Annotated in this window: 15 protein-coding genes and 1 pseudogene; 9 read left to right on the forward strand and 7 right to left on the reverse strand. The window is 65.5% G+C overall.

Annotation, left to right across the window (positions count from 1 at the left end; all coding sequences use genetic code 11):
• Positions 1 to 20: 20 nt before the first annotated feature.
• Positions 21 to 1055, reverse strand: a complete 1035-nt coding sequence (locus tag Amac_RS41085) for an aldo/keto reductase (protein WP_155359842.1) — start codon at positions 1053 to 1055, stop codon at positions 21 to 23.
• Positions 1056 to 1172: 117 nt separating this feature from the next.
• Here Amac_RS41085 and Amac_RS41090 point away from each other — a divergent pair, with 117 nt between their 5' ends.
• Complete coding sequence (locus tag Amac_RS41090; RefSeq protein ID WP_155359843.1) at positions 1173 to 1745, forward strand: TetR/AcrR family transcriptional regulator; 573 nt, start codon at positions 1173 to 1175, stop codon at positions 1743 to 1745.
• A gap of 300 nt (positions 1746 to 2045) precedes the next feature.
• On the opposite strand, the gene Amac_RS41095 is transcribed toward Amac_RS41090, so the two are convergent.
• Positions 2046 to 3095: a virulence RhuM family protein gene (locus tag Amac_RS41095; protein ID WP_155359844.1), complete on the reverse strand. Its 1050-nt coding sequence runs from the start codon at positions 3093 to 3095 to the stop codon at positions 2046 to 2048.
• Between the two features lie 173 nt (positions 3096 to 3268).
• On the opposite strand from Amac_RS41095, the gene Amac_RS41100 reads away from it, so the two are divergent.
• Positions 3269 to 4450 carry a Fic family protein gene (locus Amac_RS41100; RefSeq protein WP_170322919.1) on the forward strand — a complete coding sequence of 394 codons (1182 nt, stop codon included), beginning with the start codon at positions 3269 to 3271 and terminating at the stop codon, positions 4448 to 4450.
• Between the two features lie 66 nt (positions 4451 to 4516).
• Here Amac_RS41100 and Amac_RS41105 read toward each other — a convergent pair.
• Positions 4517 to 4666: pseudogene (locus tag Amac_RS41105) on the reverse strand (IS30 family transposase); the annotation flags it as partial.
• A gap of 237 nt (positions 4667 to 4903) precedes the next feature.
• Here Amac_RS41105 and Amac_RS41110 point away from each other — a divergent pair.
• Positions 4904 to 5686 (forward strand): alpha/beta fold hydrolase, encoded by a 783-nt coding sequence (locus Amac_RS41110; protein WP_155359846.1) that lies wholly within the window; start codon positions 4904 to 4906, stop codon positions 5684 to 5686.
• A gap of 39 nt (positions 5687 to 5725) precedes the next feature.
• Here the strand turns inward: Amac_RS41110 and Amac_RS41115 are convergent, their stop codons facing one another.
• The 4 genes from Amac_RS41115 to Amac_RS41125 are packed head-to-tail and all read right to left on the reverse strand — an operon-like array spanning position 5726 to position 8829.
• The gene (locus tag Amac_RS41115; protein WP_155359847.1) at positions 5726 to 6559 is read right to left on the reverse strand and encodes a hypothetical protein; all 834 of its coding nucleotides are present in this window, start codon (positions 6557 to 6559) and stop codon (positions 5726 to 5728) included.
• Positions 6559 to 7431, reverse strand: a complete 873-nt coding sequence (locus tag Amac_RS41120; RefSeq protein WP_155359848.1) for a hypothetical protein — start codon at positions 7429 to 7431, stop codon at positions 6559 to 6561. Before Amac_RS41120 ends, Amac_RS41115 begins: the two co-directional genes overlap by 1 nt.
• A 44-nt stretch (positions 7432 to 7475) precedes the next feature.
• Entirely contained in the window at positions 7476 to 7640 is a 165-nt protein-coding gene (locus Amac_RS54065) for a hypothetical protein (RefSeq protein WP_170321299.1), read from the reverse strand.
• Positions 7641 to 7683: 43 nt separating this feature from the next.
• Positions 7684 to 8829, reverse strand: coding sequence for an acyl-CoA dehydrogenase family protein (locus Amac_RS41125; protein WP_155359849.1), 1146 nt, complete (start codon positions 8827 to 8829; stop codon positions 7684 to 7686).
• A 336-nt stretch (positions 8830 to 9165) separates the two neighbouring features.
• Between Amac_RS41125 and Amac_RS41130 the strand changes: the two genes are divergently transcribed.
• The 6 genes from Amac_RS41130 (at position 9166) to Amac_RS41155 (ending at position 15307) form a co-directional block, all read left to right on the forward strand.
• On the forward strand, positions 9166 to 10443 hold the full coding sequence (locus Amac_RS41130; RefSeq protein WP_155359850.1) for a hypothetical protein: 1278 nt from the start codon (positions 9166 to 9168) through the stop codon (positions 10441 to 10443).
• Between the two features lie 15 nt (positions 10444 to 10458).
• On the forward strand, positions 10459 to 11256 hold the full coding sequence (locus Amac_RS41135) for a class F sortase (RefSeq protein WP_155359851.1): 798 nt from the start codon (positions 10459 to 10461) through the stop codon (positions 11254 to 11256).
• Positions 11257 to 11380: 124 nt separating this feature from the next.
• Positions 11381 to 12289 (forward strand): hypothetical protein, encoded by a 909-nt coding sequence (locus Amac_RS41140; RefSeq protein WP_155359852.1) that lies wholly within the window; start codon positions 11381 to 11383, stop codon positions 12287 to 12289.
• A 166-nt stretch (positions 12290 to 12455) separates the two neighbouring features.
• Entirely contained in the window at positions 12456 to 13343 is an 888-nt protein-coding gene (locus Amac_RS41145) for a hypothetical protein (protein ID WP_155359853.1), read from the forward strand.
• Between the two features lie 7 nt (positions 13344 to 13350).
• A complete protein-coding gene (locus Amac_RS41150; protein WP_155359854.1) occupies positions 13351 to 14181 on the forward strand; it encodes a class F sortase in 831 nt (276 codons plus the stop codon).
• A gap of 55 nt (positions 14182 to 14236) precedes the next feature.
• Positions 14237 to 15307, forward strand: a complete 1071-nt coding sequence (locus tag Amac_RS41155) for a prolipoprotein diacylglyceryl transferase (RefSeq protein WP_155359855.1) — start codon at positions 14237 to 14239, stop codon at positions 15305 to 15307.
• Positions 15308 to 15395: the final 88 nt, after the last annotated feature.

Below are 15395 nucleotides of genomic sequence, written 5' to 3' on the forward strand. Positions count from 1 at the left end.
GATCCCCGGTGCGGGGTATCTCATGTTGCGGCGCTTGGCCGCCCAGGGAACTCTGCGCCCATGCGCGACTGGTCGGTGGCGGATCGGGAGATTTCGTCGAGGTGGTTGGTGGCTTCGGGTGGCAGGTCGATGGCAAGCCCGGTGAGGTTGCCGTGGAGCTGGTCGAGGGTGCGGGGTCCGATGATGACGGAGGTGACGCCCGGCCTCTGCCGCACCCAGGCCAGGGCCACGGCCACGGGGGTGGTGTCGAGTTCGGCGGCGGTCTTGACGACCTGGTCGGCGATGTCGAGGTTCGGTTCGTTGAGCAGACCGTCGGCCCAGGCGCGGGCCATGGGCAGCGGTGACGCCTTCAGTCGGCCCATTCGGGTGTCGGCCTCGGGGGCGGCGCCTCGACGGTAACGGCCGGTCAGCACTCCGCCACCAAGCGGAGACCAGACCAGCGTGCCCAGGCCGTGCCGCCGGCAGGTCGGCAGGATTTCCGCTTCGATACCGCGGGCCAGCAACGAGTATTGCGGCTGGAGGCTGATGAATGGTGTGGCGTTGGCGCGCTGGGCTGCCCATTGGGACTCCACGATCTGGGTTGCGGTGAAGTTCGAGCAGCCGAGGTAGCGGACCTTGCCGGAGCGTACGAAGCCGTCCAGAGTCGCCATGGTCTCGTCGATGGGCGTGGAGTCGTCCCACTGGTGGCACTGGTAGAGGTCGATGTAGTCGGTGCCGAGCCGGCGCAGGCTGGCCTCCAGCGCCCTGGTCAGGTGGGCCCTTGACAGTCCTCTGTCGTTGGGGCCTGGTCCCTGCGGGAGGAACGCCTTGGTGGCCAGCACGACCGAGTCGCGTCTGCCGTTGATGGCCCGGCCGACGATCTGTTCGGACTGGCCGCCGGTGTAGCCGTCGGCGGTGTCGATGATGTTGCCGCCGGCGTCCAGGAAGGCGTCGACGATACGGGTCGCCTCGGTTTCGTCGCAGCTGGCCACACCGCCGGAAGAGCCGAAGTTCATGGTCCCCAGGCAGGCTCGGGAGACGGTGAGGCCCGAGCGGCCGAGCGTCGTGTACTGCATCGTGGTGTCCTTCGTCGGTGGGATGGTCGGATCGACCGGCTAGGATCGGAACAAGCGTTCCGGTTCAACGGAACATACGGAACCTTCGTTCCGGTTGTCAATGTGCTGAGGAGGACGATGACTGGCGAAGCCAGGCCGTTGCGCGCCGACGCGCAACGCAACCGGGCACGGGTTCTGGAGGCGGCCGAGGTCGTCCTGGCCCGTGATGGCCTATCCGCCTCGATGCGGACGATCGCCCAACACGCCGGAGTGGGGCTGGGCACGATCTACCGGCACTTCCCCACCCAGGAGGCCCTCTACCAGGCGGTAATCATCGACCGCATGCAGCGGCTCATCGCCGAGGCAGACGCCTTGCTGGCCGCGGATGATCCGGGCGCGGCGTTCTTCGAGTACTTCACCCGCATCGTGGAAAACGCAACGCAAAAGAAGACCTTGGCCGACGTGCTGGCCGAGGCCGACATCGACCCCAAAGCCGGCATGGCAGACATCAGCCGAGACATGAGAGACGTCATCGAGAAGCTACTGATCCGAGCCCAAAAGGCCGGCGCAGTCCGCCAGGACCTGCATATGCCAGAGCTCCTGGCCCTCCTGGCGGCCACGTGCATGGCCGCGGAACGCAACCAGTGGAGCGATGAACTACGCACCCGAACACTGTCCATCCTCTTCGACGGCCTGCGCTCCCACCACTGACCGTCGCGCTGCCCACGACACCAGTCGTTGCACTTCACGCCACGTTGGCCCTCACGATGATCCGGCGTAGGCGGGCGTTAACTGTGGTACCGCACGGCCCGGCGCATCGGCAGGGCTTGGTCCGCCTGAAGAGTGGTCACCCCGGTGGCCGCGCCCCGTGACCACACCTGGCGAGAACTCATCCCGGGCGAGTGCCGCCCCCGGCAACTCTGACCGGTAGGATCGCTTGAAGCTAGGCCAGCAGAACACCCCGCCACCTTCGGGTGGCGGGGCTTGCTCGTGTTCCTGGCCCACCAGTGTTTAGTCGGGGGTTCCGCGCCCGGTGATCTCGCCCTCGACGCGCTCCAGTTCGGCGAGTACCTCCCGCTCGTCGGCGGCCAGAATCTCCGCGTCCTCCTTGTCGGCCTCGATCGCTTCCTGCGAGCGTCTGCGGGCGCCGAACTCTCCGTAACGCTCGCACACGATGGCCTCCATGTCCTTGTGGGAGACCTTGCCTGCGTTCTTCAGCAGGGGCAGCTCGTTGAACTCGATGAACCGGTCGGTCTGGACGACCCACTCGGACATGGTGGTGGTCTGCCGACGCTTGGCCCTGCCCTCAGCGAAGTCGAGGAACTGGGTGGTGAGGCGGTTGAAGTCCTCGATCTCATCGGCCGTCAGGTAGTTCTTGGCCACGATGATGTCGCCCTTGCGGACCCGGGTGGCCTTCCAGGACGTGAGGCCCATGTTGGGCTTGCCCGGGTCAGCGCGAGCGAGAACGAGTTCGGCGGAGGTCTGCTCCGTGATGGCGTAGGTCAGCTTGTTCTGGATCTTCGCGTACGCGTCGCGGGACGTGGCGGACGCCGGGTCGTAGTCGAGGCTGGTGGCGAAGACATCCCGGACCTTCTGGTAGAACCGCTTTTCCGACGCCCGGATGTCACGGATCCGCTGGAGGAGCTCGTCGAAGTAGTCGGCCCGCGGGTCCTTCAGGCGCTCGTCGTTCATGGCGAAGCCTTTGACCAGATACTCGCTGAGCACGGTCGTGGCCCACTGACGGAACTGGACGCCACGCGGGGATCGCACACGGTAGCCGACCGCGAGAATCATTTCGAGGTTGTAGATCGTGATCTCGCGTCGGACCTCTCGGTCGCCCTCGAATCGAACTATTTCCATTTTGGAAATAGTTGCCTCTCCGAGCTCGCCCTCCTGGAGGATGTTCGAGATGTGCTTGTTGATGCCGGGGACGCCGGTGTCGAACAGGGCGGCCATCTGTGCCTGTGACAGCCACACCGTTCCGTCGACCGGTCGGAACTGCATCTGTGTGCGCCCATCCTCGGTGGTGTAGAGGATGAGCTCCCCCGGAGCTTCCGTCATCGACCTTTCCTTCCCTCAACCGTCACTTCTCGCCCGTTTCGCCTGCCGCACCCCACCTCCAAGTATGACAGCATGTGGGACAGAGCTATGGACATAAATAGTGCCAAAAATTGCCGTCTCGGTCCTTGAAATGCTGGCTGACCTGGGGATATATGTCCGCTAAGGTTGGACATGTGAGAAGACAATACCTGGAGACTCACCCATGGCTCATCTTCGATTTCGACTCGCGCGAACAGCTCGACTTCCGGACCTGGATGCTGCTTGGCGAGGCGATCTCCAAGTTCGAGCACCTCGCCGGCGCGCCGATCCAGCCCGTCCTCGCCGACCGGCTGAACGAGATCTACCTGAGCAAGAGCGTGCACGCGACCACACGGATCGAGGGCAACACCCTCACCGCCGACGAAGTCCTGCAACGCGTACGACATGAACTTGAGTTGCCCCCCTCCCAGGAGTACCTCGGGCAGGAGGTAGACAACATCGTGGCCGCCTACAACCTCATCGAGTTTGACCTCGCCGAAGGCCATTCGCTAGCGCTGACCCGCGAACGTGTCGACGAGCTGAACCGCCTGGTCCTGGACAAAGTCCCAGCGGAGGATGATGTCCATCCCGGCAAGGTACGCACCAAAAACGTCCTGGTCGGCAACTATCGAGGAGCGCCTCCCCAGGACTGCGACCACCTCCTCGACCGCCTCTGCGACTGGCTTGAAACCATGCGGGCGGAAGCGGGAGAGGAGTTACGCCAGCCAGTGGCGATCATCTCGGCGCTGCTGGCTCACCTGTACTTGGCATGGATCCACCCGTTCGGTGACGGTAACGGCCGGACGGCCAGGCTGGTGGAATACCAGCTACTGCTCAATGCGCGGGCCCCGATGTTGGCCGCCCATCTGCCAGCCAACTTCTACATGCGGACCCGCACCAGGTACTACCAGGTGCTCCAGAAGACCAGCCAGCCACCGTACGATCCGGCGGTCTTCCTGCGTTACGCCATCCAGGGTTTCGTGGAGGAACTCCGCGAGCAAGTGCGGACGATTCAAGGCCACCAACTTGGGGTGGCGTGGGTGAACTTCGTCCACGAAACCGTTCAGGACGGTCATACAGCGGCATGCGTCCGGCAGCGGCATCTCGTGCTCGATCTGCCGATGCATGAGTTCACACCCATCAGCAAGATCCCCGAGCTGACCCCGCGCCTCGCCGCCGAGTACGCCAGCAAAACCCGCCGCACCGTGAGCCGGGACGTCAACGCGCTCACCGACGCAGGCCTTCTACTTCGCACCCGGGCCGGAGTAAGGCCACACATCGAGCAGATGCAGGCGTTCCTTCCCTTACGGGCCGATCCGGAACACACCGACGACTGAGCCATCGAGGTACAGAACGCCCGCCCCTCCTTCGGTGAATTCAAGGGGTCGTCGCAACACCAGTGATCAACCGGTTGTCGCCAGAAGCTTGGCAAGGCGTTCGGCTGGGGTTTCCCAGCCGAGCGTTTTGCGTGGTCGACCGTTCAGCCGGGCAGCGACCGCGGCGAGATGGTCGCTGCAGTGCACCGACAGGTCGGTGCCCTTGGGGAAGCACTGGCAAGGACCTTGCGGACCTCGAAGCAGGCGAGCAAAGAGCTCTTGGCGCGACGGTCCCGCAAGGGCGGCCGGCCGTCGCAGAAGCCGAGCGTGCAAGGAGCACGGCGGCTCACACACGTCTCCCAGACGCTCCTAGACGACAGGGCTCAATAGCCTTACCTGGACGTGGTAGCGGCTCTAACCTGCACTTCCTAGACTGGCCGCATCCATTGGACGCGCGTGAGGTCACTCGGAACTATGGAGCTCGTGTATGAGCGCAGGGGGTCTGGGCCGCCGTTGGTGTTGATGCATGGGATTGGGCATCACTGGCAGGTGTGGGCGCCGGTTCTTGATCTGCTGGCTGAGCAGTTTGATGTGATCGCCGTGGATCTGCCTGGGTTTGGGGCTTCGCCGCCGTTGCCGCCTGGGTTGCCGTACAACGCGGAGACGTTGGCGTATGCGGTGGAGGCGTTCTGGGGGCGGCTGGGGGTTTCTGAGCCGCACGTCGCCGGGAGTTCACTGGGCGGGTATCTGGCGTTGGATATGGCTTCGCGGGGGGTTGTGCTGTCGGCTACCGCGTTTTCGCCGGTGGGGTTCTGGTCGCGGTCTGAGCTGTTCTACGGGCGGTCGGTGTTGCGGCTGTTGCGTGCGGCGGCGATGGGGTCGCCACCGGAGCTGGTGGGATCGCCGGTGGGGCGGGCTTTCACGGGCGGGTTCCTGGTTTCGAAGCCGTCGCGGGTGTCCCAGAAGGAACTGGTGTCTGCGGTTGGGGCGTTGCGGGAGTCGGTCGGGTTCGATGACACGCTCGACTCGTTCCTGTGGATGGCGCCGCCTCCGCCGCCGAAAGTGCCGATCATGGTGGCCTGGGGGGAGCATGACCGGTTGTTGCCCCGCCGCCAGGCCGTCCGGGCGGGCCGGTGGGCCCAGCAGCGGGTCATGTTGCTCAAAGGGTGTGGCCATCTGCCGATGAGCGACGATCCGGAGCTGGTAGCCCGGGTGATCATGGACGGAGCGCGCGAACCGATCAGATCAGTCGGGTAATCAGGGACAGACGCGCGACTCGATCCACCAGTCGGGTGATTATGGGCGGAGCGGGCGAACTGAGCCGACCAGGCGGTTGATGTCTGGCCAGAGTCGTTTGTGGGTGTCCGGGATCGTGATCCAGAGGATGCCGGGGCGGCTTCCGCCCGTGTCCACGGCGATCACCGCCGACAGCTCGATCCGCGCCTTGCGGCCGGCGTCGCTTTCGGGCATCCGCATCTGCCGGACGATCACCCAGCCGTTCTTGATCGGCTGCGAGGCCACGTCCACTCCGGCCGTGTTGTCGGGAAAGTTCCGGCTCTGCTTGGAGTCGAGGGTCGCGGCGGCGATGTCGTACAGGCTCTCTCCGGGAGCCGGTTCGGCGGTGTGGCGCTGGCTGTCGATGTCGGCCCACCACTGGCGGTCCAGGTCAGGGCCGTACTCCTCGGTGACGAACGTCTGGCGCCTGCTGTAGGTGCCATCGACGATCGGCCCGGTTCCGAGTGGTTTGCTCCGTCCCCAGGGCTTGCCGAGTTCGACGAACGTGAGCCGCGCCTTCTTGTCCGTGACCTGGCCGATCACGGGAGAGCCCGTTCCGGGGAATCGTTTCAGCCGGACGACCTCGCCTTCGGGAATGCGCTTGACCTCCATCGTCGGAGTAGGGCTGGGGCTCGGACTAGGCGGTTCGACCGGAGTAGCGGCCACTATCTCAGGGGTCGGCACGCTGATCGTCGGGGGCGGTGGAATCAAGGCAACCGGATCCGGTTCGCCCGAGCTGACAGTTAGCGAAATGCCCACCACGACCTGGGTGATCAGCAGAGCCGAGCCGACGACGTTCACGGCGGTGGGAACGCGGCCGAAGATCTTCTCGGCTCGGGGGGAGACCTTGGGCATCAGCTGGCCTCGGGCAGCAGCACGAGCCCGGCCCGGCGGGCGTCCTTGACGCTCTCGCGGAGCGCGGCCTCGACCAGGCGGGCACGTTCGGTCATCGCGTCGATCTCCCCGGCGGCCAGGCGGTCGCGCACCGTCCTGGCCAGCAGTTCCCGGTACGCGTCACTGTCCTCAGCCAGGTCCTGGAGCGTACGCCACTCGACATACGCCTCATCCGCCGCCATCGTCCGCAACGCGTAGTCCTCCAGCGCGTCCACCCGCTCAGCCAGCGACTCGGCAGCCAGCCGCAACGCGTCCTGATGCGAGTCGAGCATGGTGGAGATCCGGTCGGTGACCTTCCCTTTCCGTACGGAGCGCTGCTCGCGGCGGAGCCGGGTCATCTCGGCCAGCGTCTCCGCGATCTCCCATTCCTGGCGAGGGAGGGTGACCCGGTTGGCGATGTCGTCCAGCAGTCCGGCCTCGTTGACCTTGGATTCCAGCACGGCGGCGACGGCGGCCTGGGCGCGCTCCATCAGGGCGGCGTCCTCCTCGTCGAAGTCCGCGGCCAGCCGGAAGCGGCCACGGTGACGGCGGGCCAGGCGGCTCACCGGGGACTCGCCGGACAGCGCGAGCAGGAGCAGGAAGGCGACGAGCTCGATCGTGAGGCCGGTCAGGAACATGGCGGTGAAGCCGTACCCGATCCAGACCGTGAGCAGGCCGGCCTGCAGGAGCAGGCCGCCGATGAGGGCGAGGCGGCCGTAGAGGGGAGCGACGAGGGCGGGGAGGAACCCCCACAAGGAGGCCGAAAGCAGGCTGGCCCAGGCGTCGGCGGGCACGCGGCCACCCCAACGGGGGCGGGCCTGCGGGGTGTTCAGGAACTCGGGATGGGCCGCCATTTTGGCACGGTCCGACGCCGGGAGCTCCGGGTCCAGGATCGGGTTCATCCGACGGTTTGACCCCAGATCAGGAGCATGGTGATGACGAACACGATCATGATTCCGGCGTACGCGACATTGCCCAACCGGAAGAACCTGCGCACCTTGTTCAGCAACCAGACGAACAGGAACGCCAGGAAGATCAGGAGAATCAGCCCGGTGGTGTCCATGGGCTCATTATGAGCGGATATCCGGGCCAGTGGCGGGCATCAGTCAGAAGCCGAAAGAGCGGCCGATGATTTCCTTCATGATCTCGGTGGTGCCGCCGTAGATCGTCTGGACGCGGCTGTCCAGCCAGGCCCGGGCGACCGGGTATTCGGTCATGTAGCCGTAGCCGCCGTGCAGCTGCACGCAGCGGTCGATGAGCTTGGTCTGGAGCTCAGTGGTCCACCACTTGGCCTTGGCGGCGTCCACCGCCGTGAACTCGCCGGCGTTCAGCGCGAGGATGCACTTGTCGATGTAAAGCCGGGCGATGTCCACCTCGGTCGCCAGCTCGGCCAGGACGAACCGGGTGTTCTGGAACGAGCCCAGGTTGCGGCCGAACGCCTGCCGAGTCTTGCAGTACTCGATGGTCATCGCCAGCACCGCCTCCGCCGCCGCGACCGCGGCCACCGCGATCGACAGGCGCTCCTGCGGGAGGTTCTTCATCAGGTGGAAGAAGCCGTGGCCGTCCTCGTCGCCGAGCCGGTTGGCGGCCGGGACCCGGACGTTCTCGAAGAACAGTTCGGCGGTGTCCTGGGCGTGCATGCCGACCTTGTCCAGGTTGCGGCCCCGGACGAAGCCCTCCATGCCACGTTCGACCACGAACAGCGTGGTGCCGCGCGCTCCGGCGGTGGGGTCGGTCTTGGTGACCACGACGACCAGGTCGGAGTTGATGCCGTTGGTGATGAACGTCTTCTGGCCGTTGACGAGGTAGTCGTCGCCTTCGCGGATGGCGGTGGTGCGGATGCCCTGCAGGTCGCTGCCCGCGCCCGGCTCGGTCATCGCGATCGCCGTGATCAGCTCACCGGAGGCGAAACCGGGCAGCCAGCGCTGCTTCTGCTCGTCGTTGGTGAGATCCACGAAGTACGGCGCCATCACGTCGTTGTGCAGCGAGAAGCCGATGCCGGACGTGCCGGCCCGCATGATCTCCTCGACGATGACCGCGTTGTAGCGGAAGTCGGTGATGCCGGCGCCGCCGAACTCCTCGGGCACGCCGAAGCCGAACATGCCCAGCTTTCCGGCGGATTTCCAGACTTCGCGGGGGATGATGCCGTCCTTCTCCCACTGGGGGTGGTGCGGGACGACCTCGCGGGCCAGGAACTCGCGCACGGTCTCACGGAAGAGCTCGTGCTCTTCGTCGAAGAGGTCACGCTGCATCGGGTACGCCTTCCGGGGTTCGGGCCGCTTCCGCCGTGGCCAGAATACGATTCGGTTTCGTGTGGGTACACCGTTCTGGAGGATTCGTACCCGCCCTCCGGTCTCCGACGGCCTCGTCAAACGTTCCCTCTGTTACAACTGGGCCACATCTCGTCGAACGGGTGCTGAAGTGGCTGCTGGGGCATCCTCGAACCCCCTAGGCTCTCGCCTGAATCGTGTTGAGTGGTCCGATCTGGGCCGATCTTCGACCACTTGGGGTGTGCGGTGTTCAGGCGGCGATCAGTACTCCGACAAGCAGCTGTCGCATCCGCCTTAGGCGTTTTGGGTGCCACCGTCATGCTGACCTCATCGGCCGAGGCAGTTGACACAGATCACTGGAACTACACCTACACGTGTTCCAGCAAACAGCCAGGATCCTTGGTGGGCACGGGCGACAAGCCCCTCAACGTTGAGGTCTCGATTCCCAAGACCGTCGTTCTCGGCCAGGCGTTGCAGGTCGGCTGGACGCTTGGCGAATCGCCGCTGATCTCACCCGGGAACTACGTCAAGGGCGCAAAGCTGAGTGTCAGTGCTAGCGCGAAGATGGCAGGGTACTGGGATGGCGTTGGAGAGCTGGTCTCAGTTGGGACGCTGACGACCGATGTTGATCTCAAGACCAATGATCCCATCAAGTTGCCAACGCTGACGCCCGGCTCGCATGTGACAGGTCGCGAAGGCGAGATCAAGGTCAAGCCGGACAACATAAGGATCGCATTCAGCCCCAAGTCGACCGGTGAGGTCAACGACACCAACCTGTTGACTGCGGACACAACCACGCCTCCACTTAGTGACCCCCCGATCACCTACACCGGCAACTGGAGCTACGACACAGGTCGCGCGGCGGAAGTGACCGACTGGGTCGGGAGTAAGCGGTCGTTCCGCGATGATGTTCACCACACTCAGGACAAGAATGCGACGGCCACCATCGAGTTCGAGGGAACGGGCATCGAGTACATCGGTGAGCGTCATGCTGCGATGGGCAAACTGGACGTGGAGATTGTCGAAGTCTCCAATTCGCGCGTGACCATCGATCCGTCGAGAACGACATCCGACCCGGCCGCGCCGAAGGTACCGGCCAACCAGCGCCACGGTCACGAGGTCCTCTGGTCCAAGACCGATCTCCCCTACGGGAAGTATCATGCGAAGATCACGTCGAGGCTGGCCGACAACGAATGGGCAGTGCTCGACAGCTTTAACGTGATCACTAGAGAGTCAACGACTCCGCCTGAGTACTTTGACACGGTCTGTGCACCACCGCCCACGAACGTCACGACCGCCACGGTAAAGGTTGTGAAGGCCTCTACGACTCCGACGCCCACCACCACCCGGACGGCGACGGTGACGCCGACGCCGAAGCCCACTACGACGGTTACGGTGACGTCGTCGGCTTCTACCAGTCAGTCGCCGCAGGTGATTGTGACTCCTAAGGGTGGGGCGCAGACCGGGGAGATGGCGGTTGGCGGGCCTTCGGGGCGGGTTTATGTGTGGTTCGGGATTGTGCTGGTGTTGGGGAGCGTTGGTGCGGGGCTCGTTTGGCGGCGGCGCGTCAAGGCGGATGCCGGACGCGTGAGCTGAGTTTTTCGGGGTGTCATGAACGAGCTGGAGCCTGGGCAGATGCCGGTGCCGTCGGCTGAGGAGCGGCGGCGGCAGCGGTGGAACAAGGCGCTGCCCGCGATCCTGATCGTCGGGTCCTTCGGCGGCATCGCGCTGATCATGGCGGGGTTGCTGGCCGTTCTGGCACCTGAGGAGGTCTCGGTCGAAGGCATGCCGGGTCCGGGGACCACGCCGATGGCGCAGCAGATGCCGGGAGCGCTACCGCCGACCGTGGGACCGGGAGGGGCCGATGTGCCGCTGACGGCGGCGGCACCGAGCGCGCCCCCGCCGATCCCGGCTGTGGTCCCGGTCGCCCCGATCGTCAGCACCGGCTCGGTCGCTCCTGCCAAGATCGTGATTCCGCAGGTCGGACTCAACGCCGCATTGCGCACGGTCGGCGTGCAGCGTAACGGCGAAGTTCAGGTGCCTCCGCTGTCCCAGCCAAAGGTGGCCGGGTGGTACAAGCTCGGCCCGGTGCCCGGCCAGCCGGGACCCGCGGTGATCCTCGGTCACGTGAGCACCCGCCGGGGACCGGCCGTTTTCTCCCGCCTCCGCGAGGTGAAACGCGGCCACAAGATCCAGATTGTCCGAACCGACGGCACGGTAGCCGAATTCACCGTGGACGGGGTCGAACAAGTCAGCAAGAACACCTTCCCGACCAATCGTGTGTACGGCAGGCTGGATACCGCCGGGCTTCGCCTCATCACCTGCGGCGGCGTCTACAACCGCAGAACCGGCCACTACACCGACAACATCATCGTCTACGCCACCCTGAGCGCCACCAAGACCGCGTAGACCCGCTCGGCGGCGATGGATTCCCAGCCGAATTCACACCGGATTCTCAGGATCTACGCCGCTTATCACCAGATATTTCCTGAAATGCTGTTGCGCGATCTGGCCACCATCTAGGGGAGCGGAAGTGACGACGACAACAGGACGGCACCGATTAGCCGCCAGAGCCGCCGTCGCTGGAGCCGCCGTGTTATTCGGCCTGATCGCGCTCCCGGTCCTGGCCGCCGATACGACCGCAACGGTTCGATACACGTGTGGCGGTTCCACCTATCCGGTGACAGCAGTGCTGGATGGTCCGGACACCAATCCGACCCCCAGCGCGACCATCACGGTGAAGTGGCGGATGGCTCCGAGCAGCCCGGCGGCAGGACAAGCAACCGACTCGTACATGACTGCTTCGACACCGATTGCCGTAGGTGGGGTCGTCGTCCTCGAGGGCGACATGACGGTGACAGGCGTGCCCATCTCTGCGGAAGCGGTCGTGACCACGCCAGCAGCGTCCGCCACGGCTCAGGTGGCGGTAGCTGCCGAATCGGCCATGTCGCCGATTCCGGAATTGGCTATCACGCTGACGCCCACGGCCGCAGGGACGCTGGGGATCGCGGCTGGAGATTTCCTGCTCGAACTCGTACCAGCCGCAGGCCAGCAGGCCAGCACCCTTTACGACTGCACGCTGGTCGCGCCTGCGGCCACACTCGCCATCACCGTGGCGACGTCGTCCTCTTCCACCGACGACCCTGACGACACCACTACGGCGACCACGACCTCCACCGTGTTCGAGACCGAGACCGTCATGGAGACCGAAACGGTCACCAGCACGGTCGACACCACGAACACCTCAACGGTTTCGGTCACGAATACGGCGCAGGTTGGGTTGACCCCAGTCGGTGGGGCGCAGACCGGAGGCGGTGGAACCACGGGTCCGGATGGGCGGATGATCACCCTGTTCGGAACCATCCTGATCCTCGCCGCCGCCTCTGGTGGCCTGCTGCTTCGTCATCGGCAGAGCCGCGGCAGTGGCGTACGAGGCGTGTGATGCGACAGTTTCGGACTTGACTGTTACCTTGAGCCAATGTGGGTAGTCGATGACGGATGGGCCGTATCCACCACAGACCCCACGCCAACTCCATAGGATCGGGATACCGAACCGTGACCATGGCCTGGGAAGCTGGCCCAACCGTAAACCGGGCAGACTGTCTGAAATGGGAGAGAAGTCAGTGCTGAAGTTGAAGGCACGGCGTCGCATCGCCACCAAGGCCGCCGCAGCCGGAGTTGTCAGCGCAGGCATGCTCTTAGGCGTCTTTCCGCTGCTCGGCGCAGCCGCCGATACAAAGACGATCACCTACAACTGCACCTCGACCACCCCGAGCACCGGCACCGCCCAGACACCCGACCTCACCGTCACGCTGACCGGCTCCGCCACTGCCGGATCACCGGTTCAGAAGATCTCCATGGTCTGGACCAACCTCAACACGGGCACGGGCACCAAGCTGATGACCGCGCCGGTAGGCATCAACATCACCGACAGGGTCCTTTTCGACGGCGATATCGTGCTGACCGGTCCCGAGGCCGGCGACACTGCCACGATCACTGCCGCGGCTACCCTGACACCTGCGGCATCGATCGCGGCGGGAGCGGCGATTCAGTTCCCGACTGTCTCAGCGACCGCCACTCCGGACGCGACAGGTTCCGTCACGATCAAGTCGGGCAGTTTCACGCTGAGCATCGGTCCGGCTGGCGGGACCGCCACCCACGTTTACGATTGCAGTATGGCCACCACCGCGACCGCCGCCTCCGCCGTCGTCGTGGTGGCGTCGGGTTCGAGCAGCACGACCCCCACACCCACGCCTACGCCCACTCCCTCGGCCACGACTCCCACGCCCAGGCAGACCCGCACCTTCACGCAAACCGTCACGGCCTCCCAGCCCGGCCAGGTGACCAACACGCCCGACGGCGGCATCGCGACCGGTGGCGGCGGGGAGATGGGCCCCGACGGCCGTGTCCTCGTCCTGACCGGGACTGCGCTCATCCTCGCCGCCATCACCGGCGGGCTGATGTTGCGTTCGCGTCGCAGCTCCGTACGCAACTAGGACGCGTATGACGACGCCGCCGGGACACCTTCCACCCGGACATCCGGGTTACCAGCAGCAGCCGGTCTACGGGCAGTCCGTCTATCAGCCGTACGTTCAGGAAGAACGTCCCCGGCTGAACGGCACTCAGGTCGTGCGGGCGGTGCTGATTCTGGCGGCGTTGGCCGGGATGCTCACGGTCGGGGCCGGGCTGATGTTCTGGCTGGGCTCCCCGGAGGAGTATGCGGCGCCCGAGCGGACCACGCTCCGGGCGCAGACGGGCGCGCTGGCGCCGAGCGTCGGGCCTGGCGGTCCGGGGCAGCCGCTGACGCAGGCGGATCCGACGGCGCCGCCCCCGGCTCCGCCCCTGCCCGCCGCCGAACCCCTGTTACCCTCCTCGCCCAAGCGGCTGATCATCGCCAAGCTGGGCATCAACGCCCCGATCAAGTCCGTGGGCGTGGACAAACGAGGCGCGATCGAGACCCCGCCGATCAGCAACCCCAATCTGGTCGGCTGGTACCGGGGCGGACCCACAGCCGGCGAGGCGGGCCCCGCCATCATGCTGGGGCACAAGGACACCCAAACCCGCAGCGCTGTCTTCAGCCGCCTGCACGAACTCCGGTACGGCGACACGATCGAGGTCATCCGGGGCGACGGCACCATCGCGATCTTCACCGTCGGCGGCGTCGAGCAGGCCAACAAGGAAACCTTCCCCACCAATAGGGTGTACGGCAACGCCGACGACGCCGAACTGCGCCTGATCACCTGCGGCGGCACGTATAACCGGAGCACAGGTCACTATGTGGACAACGTCATCGTGTACGCGAGGATGACCAGCACGCGGCTCGCCAACTCCTGATCACAAAGACCATCAAATACGACTATCGTGCTCCTCAAAAAGAGGAGGAGGACTCGTGGGCCTGCTATCGAATCTTCTGTTGCCCGGGCGGCTGAGGACGGGTCCGACGGTTTTGCTGCCCGCGAAGGTGAAGCCGGACGCGTTGCTGGAGGCCGTTCAGCTCGCTGACCCGACCGCCGCGCAGGACGGCGAGGAACTGCTGGCGGCCGGAACCCGGATCCACGCACCCCTGGAACTCACCGCCGACCTGCTGCGCAAGCTGAGCATCCAGGACGAGGACCGGCTCTGGGCCTACCGGGTGGTGGCCGAGCGGCCGCTGCCGATGGACTACTACGACAAGTTCCTCGCGGCCGGAATCGCCTACCGGTATGGCGGCTGGTCCCTCTGTGAGGGCTCCGCGGACGACCCGGCCGAGGACGAATCCCGCCTTGCCGCCGTCTATTTGCCGGAAATGCCCGACCAGGAGGAGCTCGCTACCCTTCTCCGTGGCCTGCTCCGCCTCCCAGAACCCACCGCCGAAACCGACGCCGATGCTGAGGCCGGAACCGACACCGAGGTAGCGGAGGTGGCCGAGCCCGCTGAGGAGTCCTCGGACGAAGCCACGGCAAGCGCGGACGCTTCGGACGAAACCGCAGCCGAGAAGACGGCTTCGGAGGAACCGGCACCCGAGGATGCCGCGCCCGCAGCCACCACGGCTGACGAACCCGCTCCCGAAGCGTCTGGGGAGTCCACGTCTGACGAAACCGCGTCCGCGGATGATTCAGCGGAGGAAGGGCCCTCTGACGAGGCTGCGGAAGCGGGGGATGGCGACGAGTCCGACAAGAGTGGGCTCGTGCAGATTCAGTCGGGGCAGACCATCGTCTACACCGGTGCCGACATTCAGGTCACCGCCAGCTATGAAACCCGATTTCCGGCTGTGGTCGCGGGGCTGATGCCGTACGCGACGGAAGTGGTCAGGATCGCGGTGCGGGCCCTTGAGGACGGCGAGCTGGACGGGGACGATCTCGTGCTCGAACCCGGGAAGGTGGCCCTGTCCCTGGGGAACGCGCTGGACGGGCCGGTCGTGGACGCCTGGGGGTTCCAGATTCTCGAGGTGGAGGATCTGCTGCCCGCGCGGCGCGTCTGATTAGACGGGACAAACAGACGGATCCCTCCGTGCCAGGCACGAAGGGATCCGTTTCTGTTTTTTCCTATTCTCGCTAGGTCACCCCGGC

Source organism: Acrocarpospora macrocephala (assembly GCF_009687865.1).
In the GTDB taxonomy this organism is placed as follows: Bacteria; Actinomycetota; Actinomycetes; order Streptosporangiales; family Streptosporangiaceae; genus Acrocarpospora; species Acrocarpospora macrocephala.